The sequence below is a fragment of the Kribbella sp. NPDC005582 genome (assembly GCF_040605415.1).
Lineage (GTDB): Bacteria > Actinomycetota > Actinomycetes > Propionibacteriales > Kribbellaceae > Kribbella.
Map to the genome: position 1 here is coordinate 201345 of NZ_JBEXCU010000007.1, position 15953 is coordinate 217297.

General features: G+C 68.6%; 14 protein-coding genes, 1 pseudogene and 1 riboswitch. Of the genes and pseudogenes, 7 read left to right on the top strand and 8 right to left on the bottom strand.

Annotated features, from left to right (window positions below):
• Nucleotides 1-133: 133 nt before the first annotated feature.
• The 3 genes and pseudogenes from ilvN to ilvD all read right to left on the bottom strand — a co-directional run.
• Nucleotides 134-637, bottom strand: a pseudogene (gene ilvN, locus ABZS29_RS32755) (acetolactate synthase small subunit); the annotation flags it as partial.
• Nucleotides 637-2385: an acetolactate synthase large subunit gene (locus ABZS29_RS32760; protein WP_355467883.1), complete on the bottom strand. Its 1749-nt coding sequence runs from the start codon at nucleotides 2383-2385 to the stop codon at nucleotides 637-639. The gene ABZS29_RS32760 and the pseudogene ilvN, both read right to left, overlap by 1 nt.
• A 433-nt stretch (nucleotides 2386-2818) precedes the next feature.
• Nucleotides 2819-4486, bottom strand: a complete 1668-nt coding sequence (gene ilvD / locus ABZS29_RS32765; RefSeq protein WP_355467884.1) for a dihydroxy-acid dehydratase — start codon at nucleotides 4484-4486, stop codon at nucleotides 2819-2821.
• Between the two features lie 54 nt (nucleotides 4487-4540).
• Between ilvD and ABZS29_RS32770 the strand changes: the two genes are divergently transcribed.
• Nucleotides 4541-5254: a class I SAM-dependent methyltransferase gene (locus ABZS29_RS32770; protein ID WP_355467888.1), complete on the top strand. Its 714-nt coding sequence runs from the start codon at nucleotides 4541-4543 to the stop codon at nucleotides 5252-5254.
• Here ABZS29_RS32770 and ABZS29_RS32775 read toward each other — a convergent pair.
• Entirely contained in the window at nucleotides 5251-6231 is a 981-nt protein-coding gene (locus tag ABZS29_RS32775) for a hypothetical protein (protein WP_355467890.1), read from the bottom strand. The genes ABZS29_RS32770 and ABZS29_RS32775 overlap by 4 nt on opposite strands.
• Nucleotides 6232-6292: 61 nt before the next feature.
• A riboswitch (ZMP/ZTP riboswitch) is annotated at nucleotides 6293-6372 on the top strand.
• 17 nt (nucleotides 6373-6389) lie between these two features.
• Between ABZS29_RS32775 and ABZS29_RS32780 the strand changes: the two genes are divergently transcribed.
• Nucleotides 6390-7301: a 5-aminoimidazole-4-carboxamide ribonucleotide transformylase gene (locus ABZS29_RS32780; RefSeq protein WP_355467892.1), complete on the top strand. Its 912-nt coding sequence runs from the start codon at nucleotides 6390-6392 to the stop codon at nucleotides 7299-7301.
• Between the two features lie 99 nt (nucleotides 7302-7400).
• Here ABZS29_RS32780 and ABZS29_RS32785 read toward each other — a convergent pair whose 3' ends face one another.
• The 4 genes from ABZS29_RS32785 to ABZS29_RS32800 are packed head-to-tail and all read right to left on the bottom strand — an operon-like array spanning nucleotide 7401 to nucleotide 10249.
• Nucleotides 7401-7940, bottom strand: coding sequence for an AAA family ATPase (locus ABZS29_RS32785; RefSeq protein ID WP_355467894.1), 540 nt, complete (start codon nucleotides 7938-7940; stop codon nucleotides 7401-7403).
• A 23-nt stretch (nucleotides 7941-7963) separates the two neighbouring features.
• On the bottom strand, nucleotides 7964-8227 hold the full coding sequence (locus ABZS29_RS32790; protein ID WP_355467896.1) for a MoaD/ThiS family protein: 264 nt from the start codon (nucleotides 8225-8227) through the stop codon (nucleotides 7964-7966).
• 2 nt (nucleotides 8228-8229) lie between these two features.
• The gene (locus tag ABZS29_RS32795; protein ID WP_355467897.1) at nucleotides 8230-9315 is read right to left on the bottom strand and encodes an exo-alpha-sialidase; all 1086 of its coding nucleotides are present in this window, start codon (nucleotides 9313-9315) and stop codon (nucleotides 8230-8232) included.
• Between the two features lie 25 nt (nucleotides 9316-9340).
• On the bottom strand, nucleotides 9341-10249 hold the full coding sequence (locus ABZS29_RS32800; RefSeq protein ID WP_355467899.1) for a 2-hydroxyacid dehydrogenase: 909 nt from the start codon (nucleotides 10247-10249) through the stop codon (nucleotides 9341-9343).
• A gap of 91 nt (nucleotides 10250-10340) precedes the next feature.
• On the opposite strand from ABZS29_RS32800, the gene ABZS29_RS32805 reads away from it, so the two are divergent.
• From ABZS29_RS32805 to ABZS29_RS32825, 5 genes are all read left to right on the top strand, one after another.
• Nucleotides 10341-11720 (top strand): FAD-binding oxidoreductase, encoded by a 1380-nt coding sequence (locus ABZS29_RS32805; RefSeq protein ID WP_355467901.1) that lies wholly within the window; start codon nucleotides 10341-10343, stop codon nucleotides 11718-11720.
• Nucleotides 11717-13000, top strand: coding sequence for a cyclopropane-fatty-acyl-phospholipid synthase family protein (locus ABZS29_RS32810; RefSeq protein WP_355467903.1), 1284 nt, complete (start codon nucleotides 11717-11719; stop codon nucleotides 12998-13000). The genes ABZS29_RS32805 and ABZS29_RS32810 overlap by 4 nt, the downstream gene beginning before the upstream one ends.
• 94 nt (nucleotides 13001-13094) lie before the next feature.
• On the top strand, nucleotides 13095-14003 hold the full coding sequence (locus tag ABZS29_RS32815; RefSeq protein ID WP_355467905.1) for an LLM class flavin-dependent oxidoreductase: 909 nt from the start codon (nucleotides 13095-13097) through the stop codon (nucleotides 14001-14003).
• Nucleotides 14004-14034: 31 nt separating this feature from the next.
• Nucleotides 14035-15117 carry a PQQ-dependent sugar dehydrogenase gene (locus ABZS29_RS32820; RefSeq protein ID WP_355467907.1) on the top strand — a complete coding sequence of 361 codons (1083 nt, stop codon included), beginning with the start codon at nucleotides 14035-14037 and terminating at the stop codon, nucleotides 15115-15117.
• A gap of 125 nt (nucleotides 15118-15242) precedes the next feature.
• Nucleotides 15243-15950 carry a general stress protein gene (locus tag ABZS29_RS32825; RefSeq protein WP_355467909.1) on the top strand — a complete coding sequence of 236 codons (708 nt, stop codon included), beginning with the start codon at nucleotides 15243-15245 and terminating at the stop codon, nucleotides 15948-15950.
• The last annotated feature ends 3 nt before the right edge of the window (nucleotides 15951-15953 follow it).

The following is a 15953-nucleotide window of genomic DNA, read 5'->3' on the forward strand; positions in this document are numbered from 1 at the left end:
GCGGTCAGCCCTGGCGGGCCGGAGCTGCGGGACGGCCCGGCGGCGGCGCCGGCACCGGGTGGTGACGTTGTGGGGGCTGGGCCTGCACGGTCGGGGTCCCCGACTGGACGTGCGGCGGGGGCACCGGGACCGGCCGGAGCGTGCGGTCGGAGATCGAGCGGCTGCCCCGTCCGATCGCGACCATGCCGGACTGCACCAGCTCGCGGACGCCGAACGGTTCCAGCACCCGCAGCATGGCCTCGAGTTTCTCGGGATTGCCGGTCGCCTCGATCGTGATCGCGTCCGGTGCCACGTCCACCACCTTCGCACGGAACAGCTGGACGGTCTCCAGCACCTGTCCCCTGGTCAGGGTGTCGGCCTTCACCTTCACCAGCAGCAGTTCGCGCTGAACCGTCTGCGTGGGCTCGAGTTCGACGATCTTGATCACGTTCACCAGCTTGTTCAGCTGCTTGGTGATCTGCTCCAGCGGCTGCTCGTCGACGCTGACCGCGATCGTCATCCGGGACACCTCGGGGTGCTCGGTCGGACCGACCGCGAGCGAGTCGATGTTGAACCCGCGCCGCGAGATGAGCGCGGCCACGCGGGCCAGCACACCGTGCTTGTTCTCGACCAGAATGCTCAGAGTGTGCTTGCTCATCACAGCTCCTCGGTGTCCCACTTGGGGGCCATGTCGCGGGCGATCTGGATCTCGTCGTTGCTGACGCCGGCGGCGACCATCGGCCAGACCATCGCGTCGCGGTGCACGACGAAGTCGACCACGACCGGCTGGTCGGTCACCGACATCGCCTTGTCGATCGTCGCGTCCACGGAAGCCTTGTCGGAGCAGCGCAGCCCGACGCCGCCCATCGCCTCGGCGAGCTTGGCGAAGTCCGGGATCCGGGTCGAGTGCAGGTCGGTGTTGGAGTAGCGCTTGTCGTAGAACAGCGTCTGCCACTGCCGAACCATGCCCAGCGACTGATTGTTGATCACGGCAACCTTGATCGGGATGCCTTCCAGCGCACAGGTGACGAGCTCCTGGTTGGTCATCTGGAAGCAGCCGTCGCCGTCGATCGCCCAGACGGTCTTGTCCGGCCGGGCCACCTTCGCGCCCATCGCGGCCGGCACCGAGTACCCCATGGTGCCGAGGCCGCCGGAGTTCAGCCAGTGCCGCGGCTTCTCGAACGGCAGGAAGTGCGCGGACCACATCTGGTGCTGGCCGACGCCCGCGGTGTAGATCGTGTCCGGGCCGGCGATCTGACCGATCCGCTGGATCACGTACTGCGGCGACAGGCTGCCGTCCTCAGGCTCGTCGTACCCGAGCGGGTACTTCTCCCGCACCGACTCCAGCTGGTGCCGCCAGGTGTCGTACGACGGGGTCCGGCCGCTGTTCGCGATCTCGGTACGGAGCGCGGCGAGCAGGTCGGTGATGACCTCTTTGCAGTCACCCACGATCGGCACGTCGGCGACGCGGTTCTTGCCGATCTCGGCCGGGTCGATGTCTGCGTGGATGACCTTCGCCTCCGGGGCGAACGAGTCCAGCTTGCCGGTCACGCGGTCGTCGAATCGGGCGCCGAGGGTGATCAGCAGGTCCGAGCGCTGCAGTGCGCCGACAGCCGAGACGGAGCCGTGCATGCCCGGCATTCCGAAGTGCAGCTCGTGGGTGTCGGGCAGTGCGCCGCGGGCCATCAGAGTGGTCACGACCGGGATCCCGAGCAGCTCGGCGAGCTCCTTCAGCTCCACCTCGGCCTGCGCGCGGATGACGCCACCGCCGACGTACAGAACCGGCTTCTCGGCAGCGACGATCAGCCGGGCCGCCTCGCGCACCTGCTTGGGGTGCGGGCGGGTGACCGGGCGGTACCCGGGCAGCGACAGCTCGGTCGGCCACTGGAAATCGACCTTCGCCTGCATCGCGTCCTTGGTCACGTCGACCAGGACCGGACCGGGCCGGCCGGTGGAGGCAATGTGGAACGCCTCGGCGATCGTGCTGGCGATGTCGTTCGGGTCGTTGACCAGGAAGTTGTGCTTGGTGATCGGCATCGTGATGCCGCGGATGTCGGCCTCCTGGAAGGCGTCGGTCCCGATCGCGGCGCTGGCCACCTGGCCGGTGATCGCGACCAGCGGGACCGAGTCCATGTAGGCGTCGGCGATCGGCGTCACCAGGTTCGTCGCGCCGGGGCCGGAGGTCGCCATACAGACTCCCACCTTGCCGGAGGCGGCGGCGTACCCCTGGGCCGCGTGGCCGGCGCCCTGCTCGTGGCGTACCAGGATGTGGCGGATCTGGGTCGAGTCGAGCATCGGGTCGTACGCCGGGAGGATCGCGCCGCCCGGGATGCCGAAGACGGTGTCCACTCCGGCATGTTCCAGTGCGCGGATCAGAGCCTGTGCCCCGGTCAGCTGCTCACTCATGAGTGCCTTCCCTCAATCCTGGTCACGTTCATTGGCCTAGCTTTTCGCGACCGATCCATCCTCGCTGGTGGTCGTTACCGCCGCTTGTCCGGGTCTCGGATAGTCGCATTGGCAACAAAAAACCCCTTCCGCCGGTTGGCTGAAGGGGCGCGCTCGACTCAGTGGTCGCGTCAGTCGGCGCGCCGCACAAGTACGAGGAGAATCGATCGCATGTAGGCATTATTCGCCCGCGCACCGTCGCCAGGTCAAGTTCGGGCACCGCCCGTCCCACCATCCGAGACACCCATCCCATCCCGTGGCGCCCCGCACCCCCTCCGCCCCCGGGTGCATTTGAACGGATATCCCCTCAACTGCACCCTTCTCCCCTGAAATAACGAGCAGAGAAGGGGCGACTTGAACGGTTATCCCCTCAAATTGCCGGGGCGGGCGGCGGTCAGATGCAGACGGCGCCTTCGGAGGCGGAGCGGACGAGGCGGGTGTATTTGCCGAGCACGCCCTTGGTGATCGCGGGTTGCTTCGGGGTCCAGCCCTCGGTACGGCGGGTCAATTCTTCGGGGTCGACGTGGAGTTCGAGGGTGCGGTTGGCGACGTCGAGGGTGATCCGGTCGCCGTCGCGGACGAACGCGATCGGTCCGCCGTCGACCGCTTCCGGGGCGACATGACCGACGCAGAGGCCCGTCGTACCGCCGGAGAAGCGGCCGTCGGTGAGCAGCAGCACGTCCTTGCCGAGGCCGGCGCCCTTGATCGCGCCGGTGACCGCCAGCATCTCGCGCATCCCCGGCCCGCCCTTCGGGCCTTCGTACCGGATGACGACGACGTCGCCCGGCTGCAACTCCGGTACGGCGTCCATCGCGGCCCGCTCGCCGTCGAACACCCGCGCGGTCCCCTCGAACACGTCGGAGTCGAAGCCGGCGCTCTTCACGACCGCGCCTTCCGGGGCGAGCGTGCCGTGCAGGATCGTGATGCCGCCGGTCGGGTGGATCGGCTTGTCCAGCGCTCGGATGATCGCGCCGTCGACGTCGGGCGGAGCGATGTCGGCGAGGTTCTCGGCCATCGTCTTGCCGGTGACGGTCAGGCAGTCGCCGTGCAGCAGACCGGCATCGAGGAGCGCGCGCATGATCACCGGGATGCCGCCGACGCGGTCCACGTCGGTCATCACGTACCGGCCGAACGGCTTCAGATCACCGAGGTGCGGCACCTTGTCGCCGACCCGGTTGAAGTCGGCGAGCGTCAGATCGACCTCGGCCTCCCGGGCGATCGCGAGCAGATGCAGTACGGCGTTCGTCGAGCCGCCGAGCGCCATCACGACGGCGATGGCGTTCTCGAAGGCTTCCTTGGTGAGGATCTGGCGTGCCGTGATCCCCTTCTGCAGCAGGCCGACCACGGCCTCGCCGGACTTCCGGGCGTAGCCGTCCCGACGGCGATCCACGGCGGGCGGCGCAGCCGAACCAGGCAACGACATCCCGAGGGCTTCCGCGGAGGCGGCCATCGTGTTGGCCGTGTACATGCCGCCGCAGGCACCTTCGCCCGGGCAGATCGCGCGCTCGACGGCGTCGACCTCCTCCCGCGTGATCAGACCACGAACGCACGCACCGACGGCCTCGAAGGCGTCGATGATCGTGACGTCCTTGTCGCCCAACCGGCCGGGCATGATCGAACCGGCGTACAGGAAGACGCTCGCGAGATCGAGCCGCGCGGCCGCCATCAGCATGCCGGGCAACGACTTGTCGCAGCCGGCCAGCAGGACCGAGCCGTCGAGACGCTCGGCCTCCATCACCGTCTCCACCGAGTCGGCGATGATCTCGCGGCTGACCAGCGAGTAGTGCATGCCGACGTGACCCATCGAGATGCCGTCGGAGACGCTGATCGTGCCGAATTCCAGCGGGTACCCACCGGCCGCGTGCACGCCCTCCTTGACCGCCTTCGCGAGCCGATCCAGCGAGAGGTTGCACGGGGTGATCTCGTTCCAGCTCGATGCCACCCCGACCTGCGGTTTCACCCAGTCGTCATCGCCCATTCCGACCGCCCGGAGCATTCCCCGGCTGGCGGTGGCTTCCAGACCGTCGGTGACTGTGCGGCTGCGCGGCTTCACATCGACCATGGGCTCACTCTAATCACGTTGCCGTGGGGATTCGGGCTCTCTAGCGTTCGCGCTGTGGATCCTTATGGTGACGAGAAGCTGGTCGAGCTCTACGACGTCGACAACCCTTCCGGTTCCGATCACGACTTCGTCCGCGCGCTGGCCGACAGTCTCGGCGCGCGCAAGATCGTCGATCTTGGCTGCGGTACCGGGCTGCTGACCCGGACGTTGGCGGTCGGCGACCGTGAGGTGATCGGGGTCGATCCCAGCCCGACGATGCTGAACTACGCGCGCCGCACCCCGAGCACAGTCACCTGGATCGACGGGGACCACTCCGCCATCAAGGCCACCGGGGATGTCGATCTCGCCCTCTCCACCGGCAATTCGGTCATGCACATCCCCGATCTGCCGGCAGCGCTGACCACTCTGGCCGGTGCGCTGCGGACTGGCGGCGTACTGGTCTTCGAGTCGCGGAACCCCGAGGCGCGAGCCTGGGAGTCGTGGACGCGCGAGGCGACGTACGGGGAACGGGATACTCCTGTCGGCCACCTCACCGAGTGGCTCGATCTGATCGAGGTCGCCGACGGCCGGGTCGTCTTCGACGCACACAACCTGTACGACGATGGCCGCGACGATGTCTACCGCACCGAGCTGTATTTCCGCTCGGCGACCGAGATCAGCGACGCGTTGGAGGCGGCCGGGTTTGCCGTTCAGGTGCTGGGCGGTTGGCGCGGCGAGGCGTTCACGCCGGAGTCGCGGTTGATGGTGTTTCGCGCCGAGAAGGCTTAGTCCATCTGCTTCGCGAGGGCTTCTGCGAAGCCGCTGACGCCGCCAACGTAGCCCCACGGCACGCTCTCGATCCGGCCCTTGGTCGCGCAGGCGTGCTCCATCGCCTGCGGCTTCGCGCTCGCCCACTTGAGCGCGAATGCCATCGCGCCGTTCGCCGAGACATCGGCGGGATCCGGCGTACGGGCGTCGCTCCACCACTTGTCGCGGGCGGCCATCAGCTCGGGCCGGCGGCCGGTCACCTCGCGCGCGTACCGCCGCATGCGCTGCACGCGCGGCGGGTCCTTGTCGGAGGCGACCTCGAGCCAGACCTCGTTGAAAACATGGGCCGCAATGCTGCAGAGCACGCTGCCGGGCCGCGCCCGCGCCACCACCGCGTCGCCGAAATCGACCAGCTCGGCGAGCTCCAGACCGGACCACTTCTTCGCCAGCACCTGAACCCGGCCGGTGTGCGCCGCATAGCTGCCCGGGTGGCGGACCAGCGCGGCATGGAAGATCTCGGCCTTGTCCTCGAGCTCCGCCTGCAGTCCCAGGGCCGCCCACTGCAGCACCTCCCACGGCACCGCGTCGTCCGCGGCCGCGATGATCGCGCCCTGCAGCACCTCGGCCGCCGTACGGAGAATGTCGTGGAACATCGCGAGCCGCTGCTCCGACACGTCCTGCGCCAGCTGCCCGGTCCGCACCGCCCACGCCTCGAAGACCAGCGTCTGCCCGAACCACAACAGCAGATCGGGATCCTTCGGATAAGCCTCCAGCCGCAGCTCCAGCTGCTCGCTCCGCCCGATCGCCGCCTTCGCCAAGCCGGTCGCCCGGATCGACCGCAGGTTCGTGTTGGCCGGCGTCACCTTGAGCAGCGCCAGCCCGGTCGACAACTCGCCCTGCCGGACCGCCGCGTACGCCGCGTCGAGGTCGTCGTCGAGCCAGGCCTGGTCGAGCCTGAGGCCGGACGCGTCCGCCACCTTGCGCGTGAAGAACCCCATTCGCGGATCGTAGGACTCCGGGGAGGGCTGTGGTTCGAAATTGCACTTTCCTGCAATAGGCTTTGGTTACCGCGACTGGCGAGGGTGGGTTACCACCGGGGAGCGGACAGCTACGTGGCGTCGTCCGCCTGGGCGCCTCCTTTTCGGGAGGTGTGCTCATGCGCTACGGAATGAATCCTCACCAGGCCGCTTCGACGACGGCTGTTGGTTCAAAGGCACCGTTCACGGTGGTGGCCGGGAGTCCGTCGTACATCAATGTGCTGGACGCGCTGACCGGGTGGCAGCTCGTGCGGGAGGCAGCTGGTGCTTTCGGCGTGCCTGCGGCGGCGTCGTACAAGCACGTCTCGCCGGCCGGCGCTGCACTCGGTATGTCGGTCGCCAACGCGTACCGGCGGGCACGGGATGCCGACCCCAAGTCGTCGTACGGCGATTTCGTGGCGGTCTCGCATCCGGTGGACTTGGAGCTGGCTGGTGTCCTGCGTGGTGTGGTGAGCGACGGCATCATCGCGCCGGGCTACGCACCTGGTGTGGTCGAGGTGCTCGCGGCCAAGAAGCGTGGGACGTATCTGGTGCTGGAGGCGGATCCTGCGTTCGAGCCGCCGTCTTCGGAAGTGCGTGAGCTGTACGGTCTCCGCCTTGAGCAGTCGCGCGACGACCTACCGCTCACGCGCGACCTGCTGTCCGTCGATGTGAACGACGCCGCCGCTCGCGACCTGTTGCTCGGCCTGATCGTCGTCCGCTACACGCAGTCCAACACCGTGGCTCTCCTGAAGGACGGCATGGCCATCGGCATCGGCGCCGGTCAACAGTCCCGCGTCGACTGCACCCGCCTGGCCGGCCTCAAAGCGGCCGACTGGCAGTCCCGCCAGTCCGCCGAGCCGCTCACCGGCGTGTGCATGGTCTCCGACGGTGCCCTCCCCTTCCCCGACAACGTAGAAGTCGCGGCCGGGTTCGGCGTCACCCACATCGCCGAGCCCGCCGGCTCCATCCGCTCCGACCAGGTAGCCGCCGCCTGCGCCGAACACGCCATCAACTGGTCCCCCACCGGCGTCCGCCTCTTCCGCCACTGACGTCTCGTCGGTAACGACACGTAGTACTACCTCCGCGGCCACACGCCCAGGCGTGCACCACCCCACGCCGCCCCACCACTACGTGTCCTTCCCGACGCCTCACCGAAGCCGGAACGTCCCAGCCACCAGCCCGCGCCGCACTGCCTCAGCTGTCCCCGTCACCGACTCGTTGGTGGTGTCGAGAGCGTGGTGCTCCAGCGGCCCCAGGTCGGCGAAGGCACCGTACATGTGACTGATGGCGCCTTCGTCACGGAGCGATTCGGGACCACGGGTTTGAGCGCGAACGATGGTTTCGTCAAGCGCCGGCCGCAGCACGACATACGACAGGACCAGACCGTCGTTCCGCGCGACCGCCCGAAACGGAGGCACGTAATGCGGGCCGACAACACCGTCGACAATCACGTCGTAACCGCCCCGCGCGTACGTTGCCGCCGCGGCTACGTAGGCGTCGACGACCACGTCGTTCTGCGCCGCGGCCTCCGGCAGGTACGGCGGGATGAAGCCCGTGCGGATCGCGGTGAAGAACTGGTCCGTGACGAGATGCACGGCCGGCCGGTCAGCGTCCGACGCGAGCAGCTCGGCAACTGTCGACTTACCGGCCCCCGGCGGACCGGTCAGCACGATCACTTCACCCGTCATCCCGCGAAGCTATCGCGCCGGTGTTAGCCGCCGGCGACGCTGGGGAGGATCAGCAGTTCGGCGCCGTCGGGCAATGGGGTGTCGGGGCCGTCGAGGTCGCGGATGTTGTCGGAGCCGAGGTAGACGTTGACGTGGCGGCGGACTGCTCCTTGCTCGTCCGTGAGGCGACGCCGGAGCGCCGGAGCCGTGGCTGCGAGGGCGTCGGCCACGGTGGTGCCTTCGACCTCGACGCAGTCGGCTCCGCCCGCGAAGGGGCGCAGGACGGGCGGGAGCCGGAGCGTGATCATCGTCAGATCACCGCGGCGCGCAGCGTCAGTACGTCGGGCAGGTGGCTGGCGACCTCGACCCAGGTGTCCCCGGCGTCCGCGCTGGCGTAGACACAACCGTCACGCGTGCCGACGTACACACCCGCCGACTCAGCTGCGTCCGTGGTCAGCGCGTCGCGAAGCACCGGCACATACGAAACCTCCGGAAGCCCCTTCGTCAGCGGCTCCCAGGTCGCACCCGCATCACGTGACCGATAGACGCGACAGCTGGCATCCGTCGGGATTCGGTTGCCGTCGGCCACCAACGGGAAGACGTACACCGTGTCGGGCTCGTGCGGGTGCACTGCGATCGGGAACCCGAAGTCTGACGGCAGTCCGTCCGCGATGCTCTTCCAGATCTGACCGCCGTCGTCGGACCGGTACACCCCGTGGTGGTTCTGCGCGAACATCCGCTCCGGTACGTCGGGATGCCCGGCCAGCTTGTGCACGCACTGACCGAACTCGGGATCCGGGTCCGGCAGGAAGTACGCCTTGATCCCGTGATTCGCCGGGGACCACGTCGCTCCGCCGTCAGTCGTTTGGTAGACCCCGCCGGTCGACATCGCGACACTCACCCGCGCCGGGTCGACCGGATGCGGCAGCACGGTGTGCACCGCCTGACCGCCGAAGCCCGCGCCCCACTGCTCGCGATGCGGGTGGTCCCACAACCCGCGGACCAGCTCGAACGTCACTCCCCCGTCGGTCGACTTCCACAACGCCGACGGCTGACTACCGGCGTACACAACTCCAGGCTGGGAAGCCGGCGCCGGCTGGATCTGCCAGACCCGCTCCAGCGACGCGTCCGTCCCGGCCGGGAACCCGATCGAGCCCTCCGGCGGCTCGTCCCACGTCTGCCCGAGGTCGTCGGAGTGGAAGACCGCCGGTCCCCAGTGCTCACTCGTGCCACCGGCGAAGAGTCGCGGTCGCTCACCGCGCGTGTCGATGCCCACGGCGTACACGCCCTGCATCTCGAACGCGGGTCCGTCGAGCCTCCACTCCCGGCGCGCAGCGTCGCTGCGGCCGATCCAGAGCCCCTTCTTGGTCCCGATCAGCAGTACGGCCTCGGACATCGTTGTCCTCCAGTGGATCGACGAACTAGCGTGGCGGCCCCGCCACCACATTGACGAGTGCTTCCCCCTGCGCGAACCGCTCCAGCTGCGCCCGCACCAACCGGGCGACCCGCGGCTCGAACGCCGTCGAGGCACCCCCGCGATGCGGGTTGATCAGCACATTCGGAGCAGACCACAACGGATGACCTGACGGCAACGGCTCGGGGTCGGTGACGTCGAGGGCGGCCGAGATCCGGCCGGTGCCGAGCTCGGCCACGAGCGCGCCGGTGTCGACGATGACACCGCGCGCGACGTTGACCAGCAGCGCGCCGTCCTTCAGCTGCGCGAGGAACTTGGCGTCGACCATGCCGCGTGTCTCGTCGGTCGCCGGCGTCAGCAGTACGACGACGTCCGCGCGAGGCAGCAGGTCGGGGAGCTCGGTCGTCGGGTGGACGCCCTCGCGCGGACGCCGGGCCACCCGGATGACCTCGCACTCGAACCCGGCCAGCCGCCGCTCCAGCGCCTCCCCGATCGACCCGTACCCGACGATCAGCACGGTGCGATCAGCGAGCGAGTCGTCCATCTCGACGTAGTCGGTCGGCCACACCCCGAGCTCCTGGTTGCGGACCGCCCGCGGCAGCCGCCGGTACGACGCCAGGATCAGCCCGACCGTCAACTCGGCCGTCGAAGCGTCGTGGACCCCGCGGGCGTTGCACAAGGTGACGCCCTCCGGCAGATGCGGCAGAACGGCCTCATATCCCGCCGTCTGCAGCTGCACGACCTTCAGCTCCGGCATCGCCGCGAACGCCGCGGGCAGGTCGACGCCCACCATGTACCCCGGCACGAAGAACTCGGCCCCTTCGGGCCCATCCTGCGCGGACACCCCCGCCGGCACCCCGTCGAGCACCCGCTCGGAGTCGTCCCACGGTAGCCACGCCCTCACGACATCACCCATGAGGAAAACCTACTCGCCGCCACGGACAGTTCGCCGTACGAGGCGTGAGAAGTCCCGTGCGGCGGCCGGACCACCGTCGTACTCTGATTAGGTGCCTTCGACATCGGATGCAGCAGCGACGCTCGCGCACGATCAGGCGGTAGGCCGGCTCCGCACGTCGTACGAGCGGATTCCGGTCGGTGAGCCCGTGCGGCTCGCCAAGCGCAGTTCGAACCTGTTCCGCCCGCGCACCGAGCTCGAGCGGCCGGGGCTGGACGTCTCCGGGCTGACCGGTGTGATCAGCGTCGACCCGGTCGCGCGGACGGCCGACGTCCAGGGCATGTGCACCTACGAGGACCTGGTCGCGGCGACCCTGCCGCACGGGCTGACGCCGATGGTGGTCCCGCAGCTCAAGACGATCACGCTGGGCGGCGCGGTGACCGGGCTCGGGATCGAGTCGTCGTCGTTCCGCGCCGGGCTGCCGCACGAATCCGTGCTGGAGATGGACATCCTCACGGGTGCGGGTGAGGTGGTGACCGCGCGACCTTCGGGCGAACATGCCGAGCTCTTCCGGATGTTCCCGAACTCCTACGGCACGCTCGGCTACGCCACCCGGCTGCGGATCTCGCTCGACCGCATCTCGCCGTACGTCGCGCTCCGGCACGTGCGCCTGGAGCTCGACCAGCTCGCGCCGGCCATCGACGAAATTGTTGCCTCAGGCTCCTACCGCGACGAGCCCGTGCACTTCGTCGACGGGGTCGCGTTCAGTCCTTCCGAGGCGTATCTGACGCTCGGCCGGAACAGCGACGCGGCTGTCCACACCAGCGACTACACCGGCCAGCAGATCTACTACCGCTCGATCCAGCAGCGGCAGACCGACTTCCTCACCGCGCACGACTACCTGTGGCGCTGGGACACCGACTGGTTCTGGTGCTCCGCCGCCTTCGGTGCCCAAAACCCTTGGGTACGGCGGTTCTGGCCGCGCCGGTGGCGTCGCAGCGACGTGTTCCACAAGCTCGTTGGTTTCGAGAATCGTCACCACGTCGCTGCGCGGATCAGCGAGCGCCGCGGTGCTGCGCCGCGCGAGCGCGTCGTACAGGATGTGGAGATTCCGGTGGCGCGGCTGGCCGACTTCCTGCGGTGGTTCGATGCTTCGGTCGGCATGCGACCGGTCTGGCTGTGCCCGCTGCGGCTCCGCGGATCCGAGTCCTGGCCGCTGTATCCGCTGGAGCCTGGCGAGACGTACGTCAACGTCGGCTTCTGGGGCACCGTTCCGATCGCACCCGGCGCTGCGGACGGCGACGTCAACCGCGCGATCGAGGACGCCGTCGCCCGCTTCGGTGGCCACAAGTCGCTCTACTCCGACGCGTACTACGACCGAGACACCTTCGACCGCCTCTACAACGTCCCGGCTCTGACCGAGGTGAAGAAACGCTATGACCCGGACGCCCGGCTCACCGGGCTCTACGAAAAGGCGGTGACGCGCCGATGACGACGCTCGCAACCCAGGTATCCATCGCAGACGCCCTGACCACAGTGACGCCGGAAGGCCTCCCCTTCCGCTTCACGGCGTACGACGGCAGTGCAACCGGCCCCGCGGACTCGCCGATCCATATGCACCTCGCGAACGAACGCGGCCTGTCCTACGTCCTCACCGCACCCGGCGACCTGGGCATGGTTCGCGCCTATGTCATGGGCGACCTCGAGATCACCGGCATCCACCCCGCGAACCCGTACGACTTCATGCGGATGATGCTCAACCAGGTCCATTTCGAGCGCCCCACCCCGGCCGAAGCCCTCCGCATCGTCCGCGGCCTCGGCTGGTCCCACCTGAAGCCGCCACCGCCGCCACCGCAGGAGCACCTGCCGAAGTGGCGCCGTACCTTCGAGGGCCTGCGCCACTCCCGCCTGCGCGACAAGGTCGCCATCCACCACCACTACGACGTGTCCAACACGTTCTACGAGTTCGTCCTCGGCCCCTCCATGACCTACACCTGCGCGGTCTATCCGACCGCGGAGGCTTCGCTGGAAGAGGCGCAGTACGAGAAGTACGACCTGGTCGCGCGGAAGCTCGACCTGAAGCCCGGCATGCGCCTACTCGACGTCGGCTGCGGCTGGGGTGGCATGGTCCGCCACGCGGCCCGCGAGTACGGCGTCAAAGCCCTCGGCGTCACCCTGTCGGCCGCCCAAGCCGAATGGGCCTCGGAGGCCATCAAACGCGAAGGCCTGGAAGATCTGGCCGAAGTGCGCTTCCTCGACTACCGCGACGTCGCCGAACGAGACTTCGACGCGATCAGCTCCATCGGTCTCACCGAACACATCGGCGTCCGCAACTACCCGTCGTACTTCGGCTTCCTGCTCGACCGCCTGAAGCCCGGCGGCCGCCTCCTCAACCACTCCATCACCCGCCCCGACAACCGCTACCGCTCCACCGGCGCCTTCATCGACCGCTACATCTTCCCCGACGGCGAACTCATCGGCTCCGGCCGCATCATCGCCGAAGCCCAAGACGCCGGCTTCGAAGTCCGCCACGCCGAAAACCTCCGCGAGCACTACGCCCTGACCCTGGCCGCCTGGTCCGACAACCTGGAGTCCCACTGGGACGAGGCCGTCGCCGAGGTAGGCCCCGCCACCGCCAAGATCTGGGGCTTGTACCTAGCCGCCTGCCGAGTCGGCTTCGAACGCAACAACACCCAGCTCCACCAGTTCCTCGCCGTAAAACTCGACGGCACCGACGCCCACTTCCCCCTCCGCCCCACCTGGCTCAGCTAGCCGGCTGGGTATGCGTCTGGTCGATGTCGGGTGTGCATGAAGTGTGCTCGACATCGGCATTGGACGCCTGGGTGGTGGCGGGTGACGGTGGGGGATGGTTCTTGAGTTCGGGGTTTTGGTGGATGTTCGAGGAGACCGTTACGGCGGGGTGGGGGCGGAGGTCGCTGCGGCTGAGGGGCTCGGGTTTTCGAGTGCTTGGTTGTCGGAGCATCATCTGGCGCGGGACGGGGTGCTGCCTTCGCCGTTGGTGATGGCGGGGGCTTTGCTGGGGCGGACCGAGTGGATCCGGGTGGGGACGAACGTGCTGGTGTTGCCGTTTCGGCATCCCGTCTTGGTGGCGGAGGAGGCCGCCGTACTGGATCTGGTGTCGGGTGGGCGGTTCGTGTTGGGCGTGGGGCAGGGGTACGCCGAGCGGGAGTTCGAGGTGTTCGGGGTGGATCGGCGGCGGCGCGGGCGGTTGCTGGAGGAGGGCGTGGACACGATCCGGCGGGCGTGGGCCGGGGAGTTGGGGGTGACGCCGCGGCCGGGGCATGACGTGCCGATCTATGTGGCGGGGGTGACCGCGGCAGGGATCCGGCGGGCGGCGCGGGTTGGGGACGGCGTGATCGTCTACTGCGCGACGCCAAAGGATTTCGTGGCTCGGCAGCGGTTGATGGACGAGGTGCTCGCGGAGGTGCCGCCGCTGATCTGTACGGGGATCATGCATGTGCACGAGGACGCGGATCAGGCGTGGGCCGAGGCGGCGCCGGGGATCGCGTATCTCGAGGGCGAGATCGCGTCGTACGGCGGGAACGAACCGCCGGTGTTGCGGCAGGACGACTACCTCGTCGGTACGCCGGACGACGTCGTACAAAAGTTGATCGCGCTGCACGCGGAGACGCGGTTCGTGGAGTTCGCGCACTGGATGCGGTTGCCGGGGATGGCGCACGAGGTGGCGATGCGGTCGCTCGAGTTGGTGGCGCGGTACGTCGTACCGGGGGTTCGGGCTGGGGTGGGGCGATAGCTTGGGGGGACCTGCGAGCTGAGGAGACGGCGTGGTCGGACGGGTTGTGGTGGCGGTGGCCGCGCTGGCTTTGGTGGCGGGGTGTTCTTCGGAGGGAGGCGCTGCGCCGTCACCGACCAGCTCCGGTACGACGAGCGCGCCCGCGACAGGGGGCAGCCGGATCGGGCTGACTGTGGCGTCGACGGTGGTGAGTGGGATCGAGGTGCCGTGGGGGTTGGCGTTCTTGCCGGACAAGAGCGCGTTGGTGGCTGAACGGGACAGCGGCAAGGTGAAGCGGATCGTTGACGGGCAGGCCACCGAGGTTGGCACTGTCGACGGGGTGGATGCCTCGTCGGAGGGTGGGTTGCTCGGCCTCGCGGTCGACCCCAAGGCGCCGTACGTGTATGCGTACTTCTCGAGCTCTAACGACAACCGGATCGCGCGGCTGAGCTACAAGGACGGTCGCCTGTCGGAGCAGACGACGATCCTGGAGGGGATTCCGCAGGCGGCGATCCACAACGGCGGGCGGTTGCGGTTCGGACCGGACGGCTTCCTGTACGTCGGGACCGGCGACGGCGGCGAGCGGCCGAACTCGCAGGACGACAACTCGCTCGGCGGGAAGATCCTGCGCATCACGACCGAGGGCAAGGCGGCACCGGGGAACCCGGGCGGCCGGATGTGGATCAGCAAGGGGCACCGGAACGTCCAGGGGCTGGCGTTCGACGGGAGCCAGCTGTACTCCGCGGAGTTCGGGCAGAACACCTGGGACGAACTGAACGCGATCACTCCGGGCGCGAACTACGGCTGGCCGGCCGCGGAGGGGATCAGCGGACTGGACGGCATGGTCGACCCGATCGCGCAGTGGGCGACGAAGGACGCGTCGCCGAGCGGGATCGCGTTCGCCAAGGGACACATCTTCATGGCGTCGTTGCGGGGCGAGCGGTTGTGGGCGATCCCGGTCGCGGGCGGCAAGCGAATCGGCGAACCGCAGGCCTTCTTCGTCGGCAAGTACGGGCGACTGCGGACGGTCGAGGTCGCGCCGGACGGCTCGTTGTGGCTGACGACCTCGAACACCGACGGCCGCGGCAACAGCCGAGACGGCGACGATCGGATCCTGCGGGTGACGATTGGGTGAGGTCTGGTTGAAGCACAGTTGTTGTCCGACTGTCATCTGACTCGTCAACCGTTTGAGGATTTCGGCCGTCTGGTACTAGTGGGGAGGAACCCCTTACACAAAAGGCTTTTTTCGGAGGAGTTGGTATGCGGCCCGACCAGGCGTCCGTCGTCCCAAGCAGTGTCGTCGCTTCGGTGAGCACCTTTGCGGATGCTCAGCAGACAGTCGGCTACCTGCGCAGTTTCGGGATGGACTCACGAAGCCTGGAGGTGGTCGGCGCCGAGCTCCGGCTGTCGCGCAGACAGGCCGCGGTGCCCGTCGTACGCCGTACTCTGGCGAGCGCCGGCGCGGGCGCGCTGCTCGGCGTGTTGAGCGGCGTGTTCGTGACACTGGTCGCGGAGACGACGCTGTCGGCGTTCTCGGTGCTGCTGTGGGGCTTCGTGTACGGCGTGCTCGTCGGGGCGCTGTGGGGACTGTTCCAGGGGCTCGTGCGGAACCGGCCGGATGCACCGCCGGTCGAGGTGATCACGCCGACGTACTACGAGGTCCGGTGCGCCGTGGACGACGCGGCCGTCGCGCTTCGCTTGCTGGACAGCGAGCTGGAGCCGAGGCCGGAGGTCGAGGCTGTGCTGCCAGTGGAGGCTGAGCCGGTGGTTGCTTCGCAGCCGGCGCCTGAGCCGGTCGTTGAGCCGGAGCCTGTGGTGAGCGCACCTGAACCCGAACCGGCCGCGGAGTCCAAGCCCGCCGATACCGAGCCTGTTGTCGACCAGAAGCCGCCGGTGCGGCGGCAGCCTGCCCAGACGAGCCGCAAGACCCGCGCCAAGAAGAAGACAGCGCGCTCGAACGCAGCCTGACCA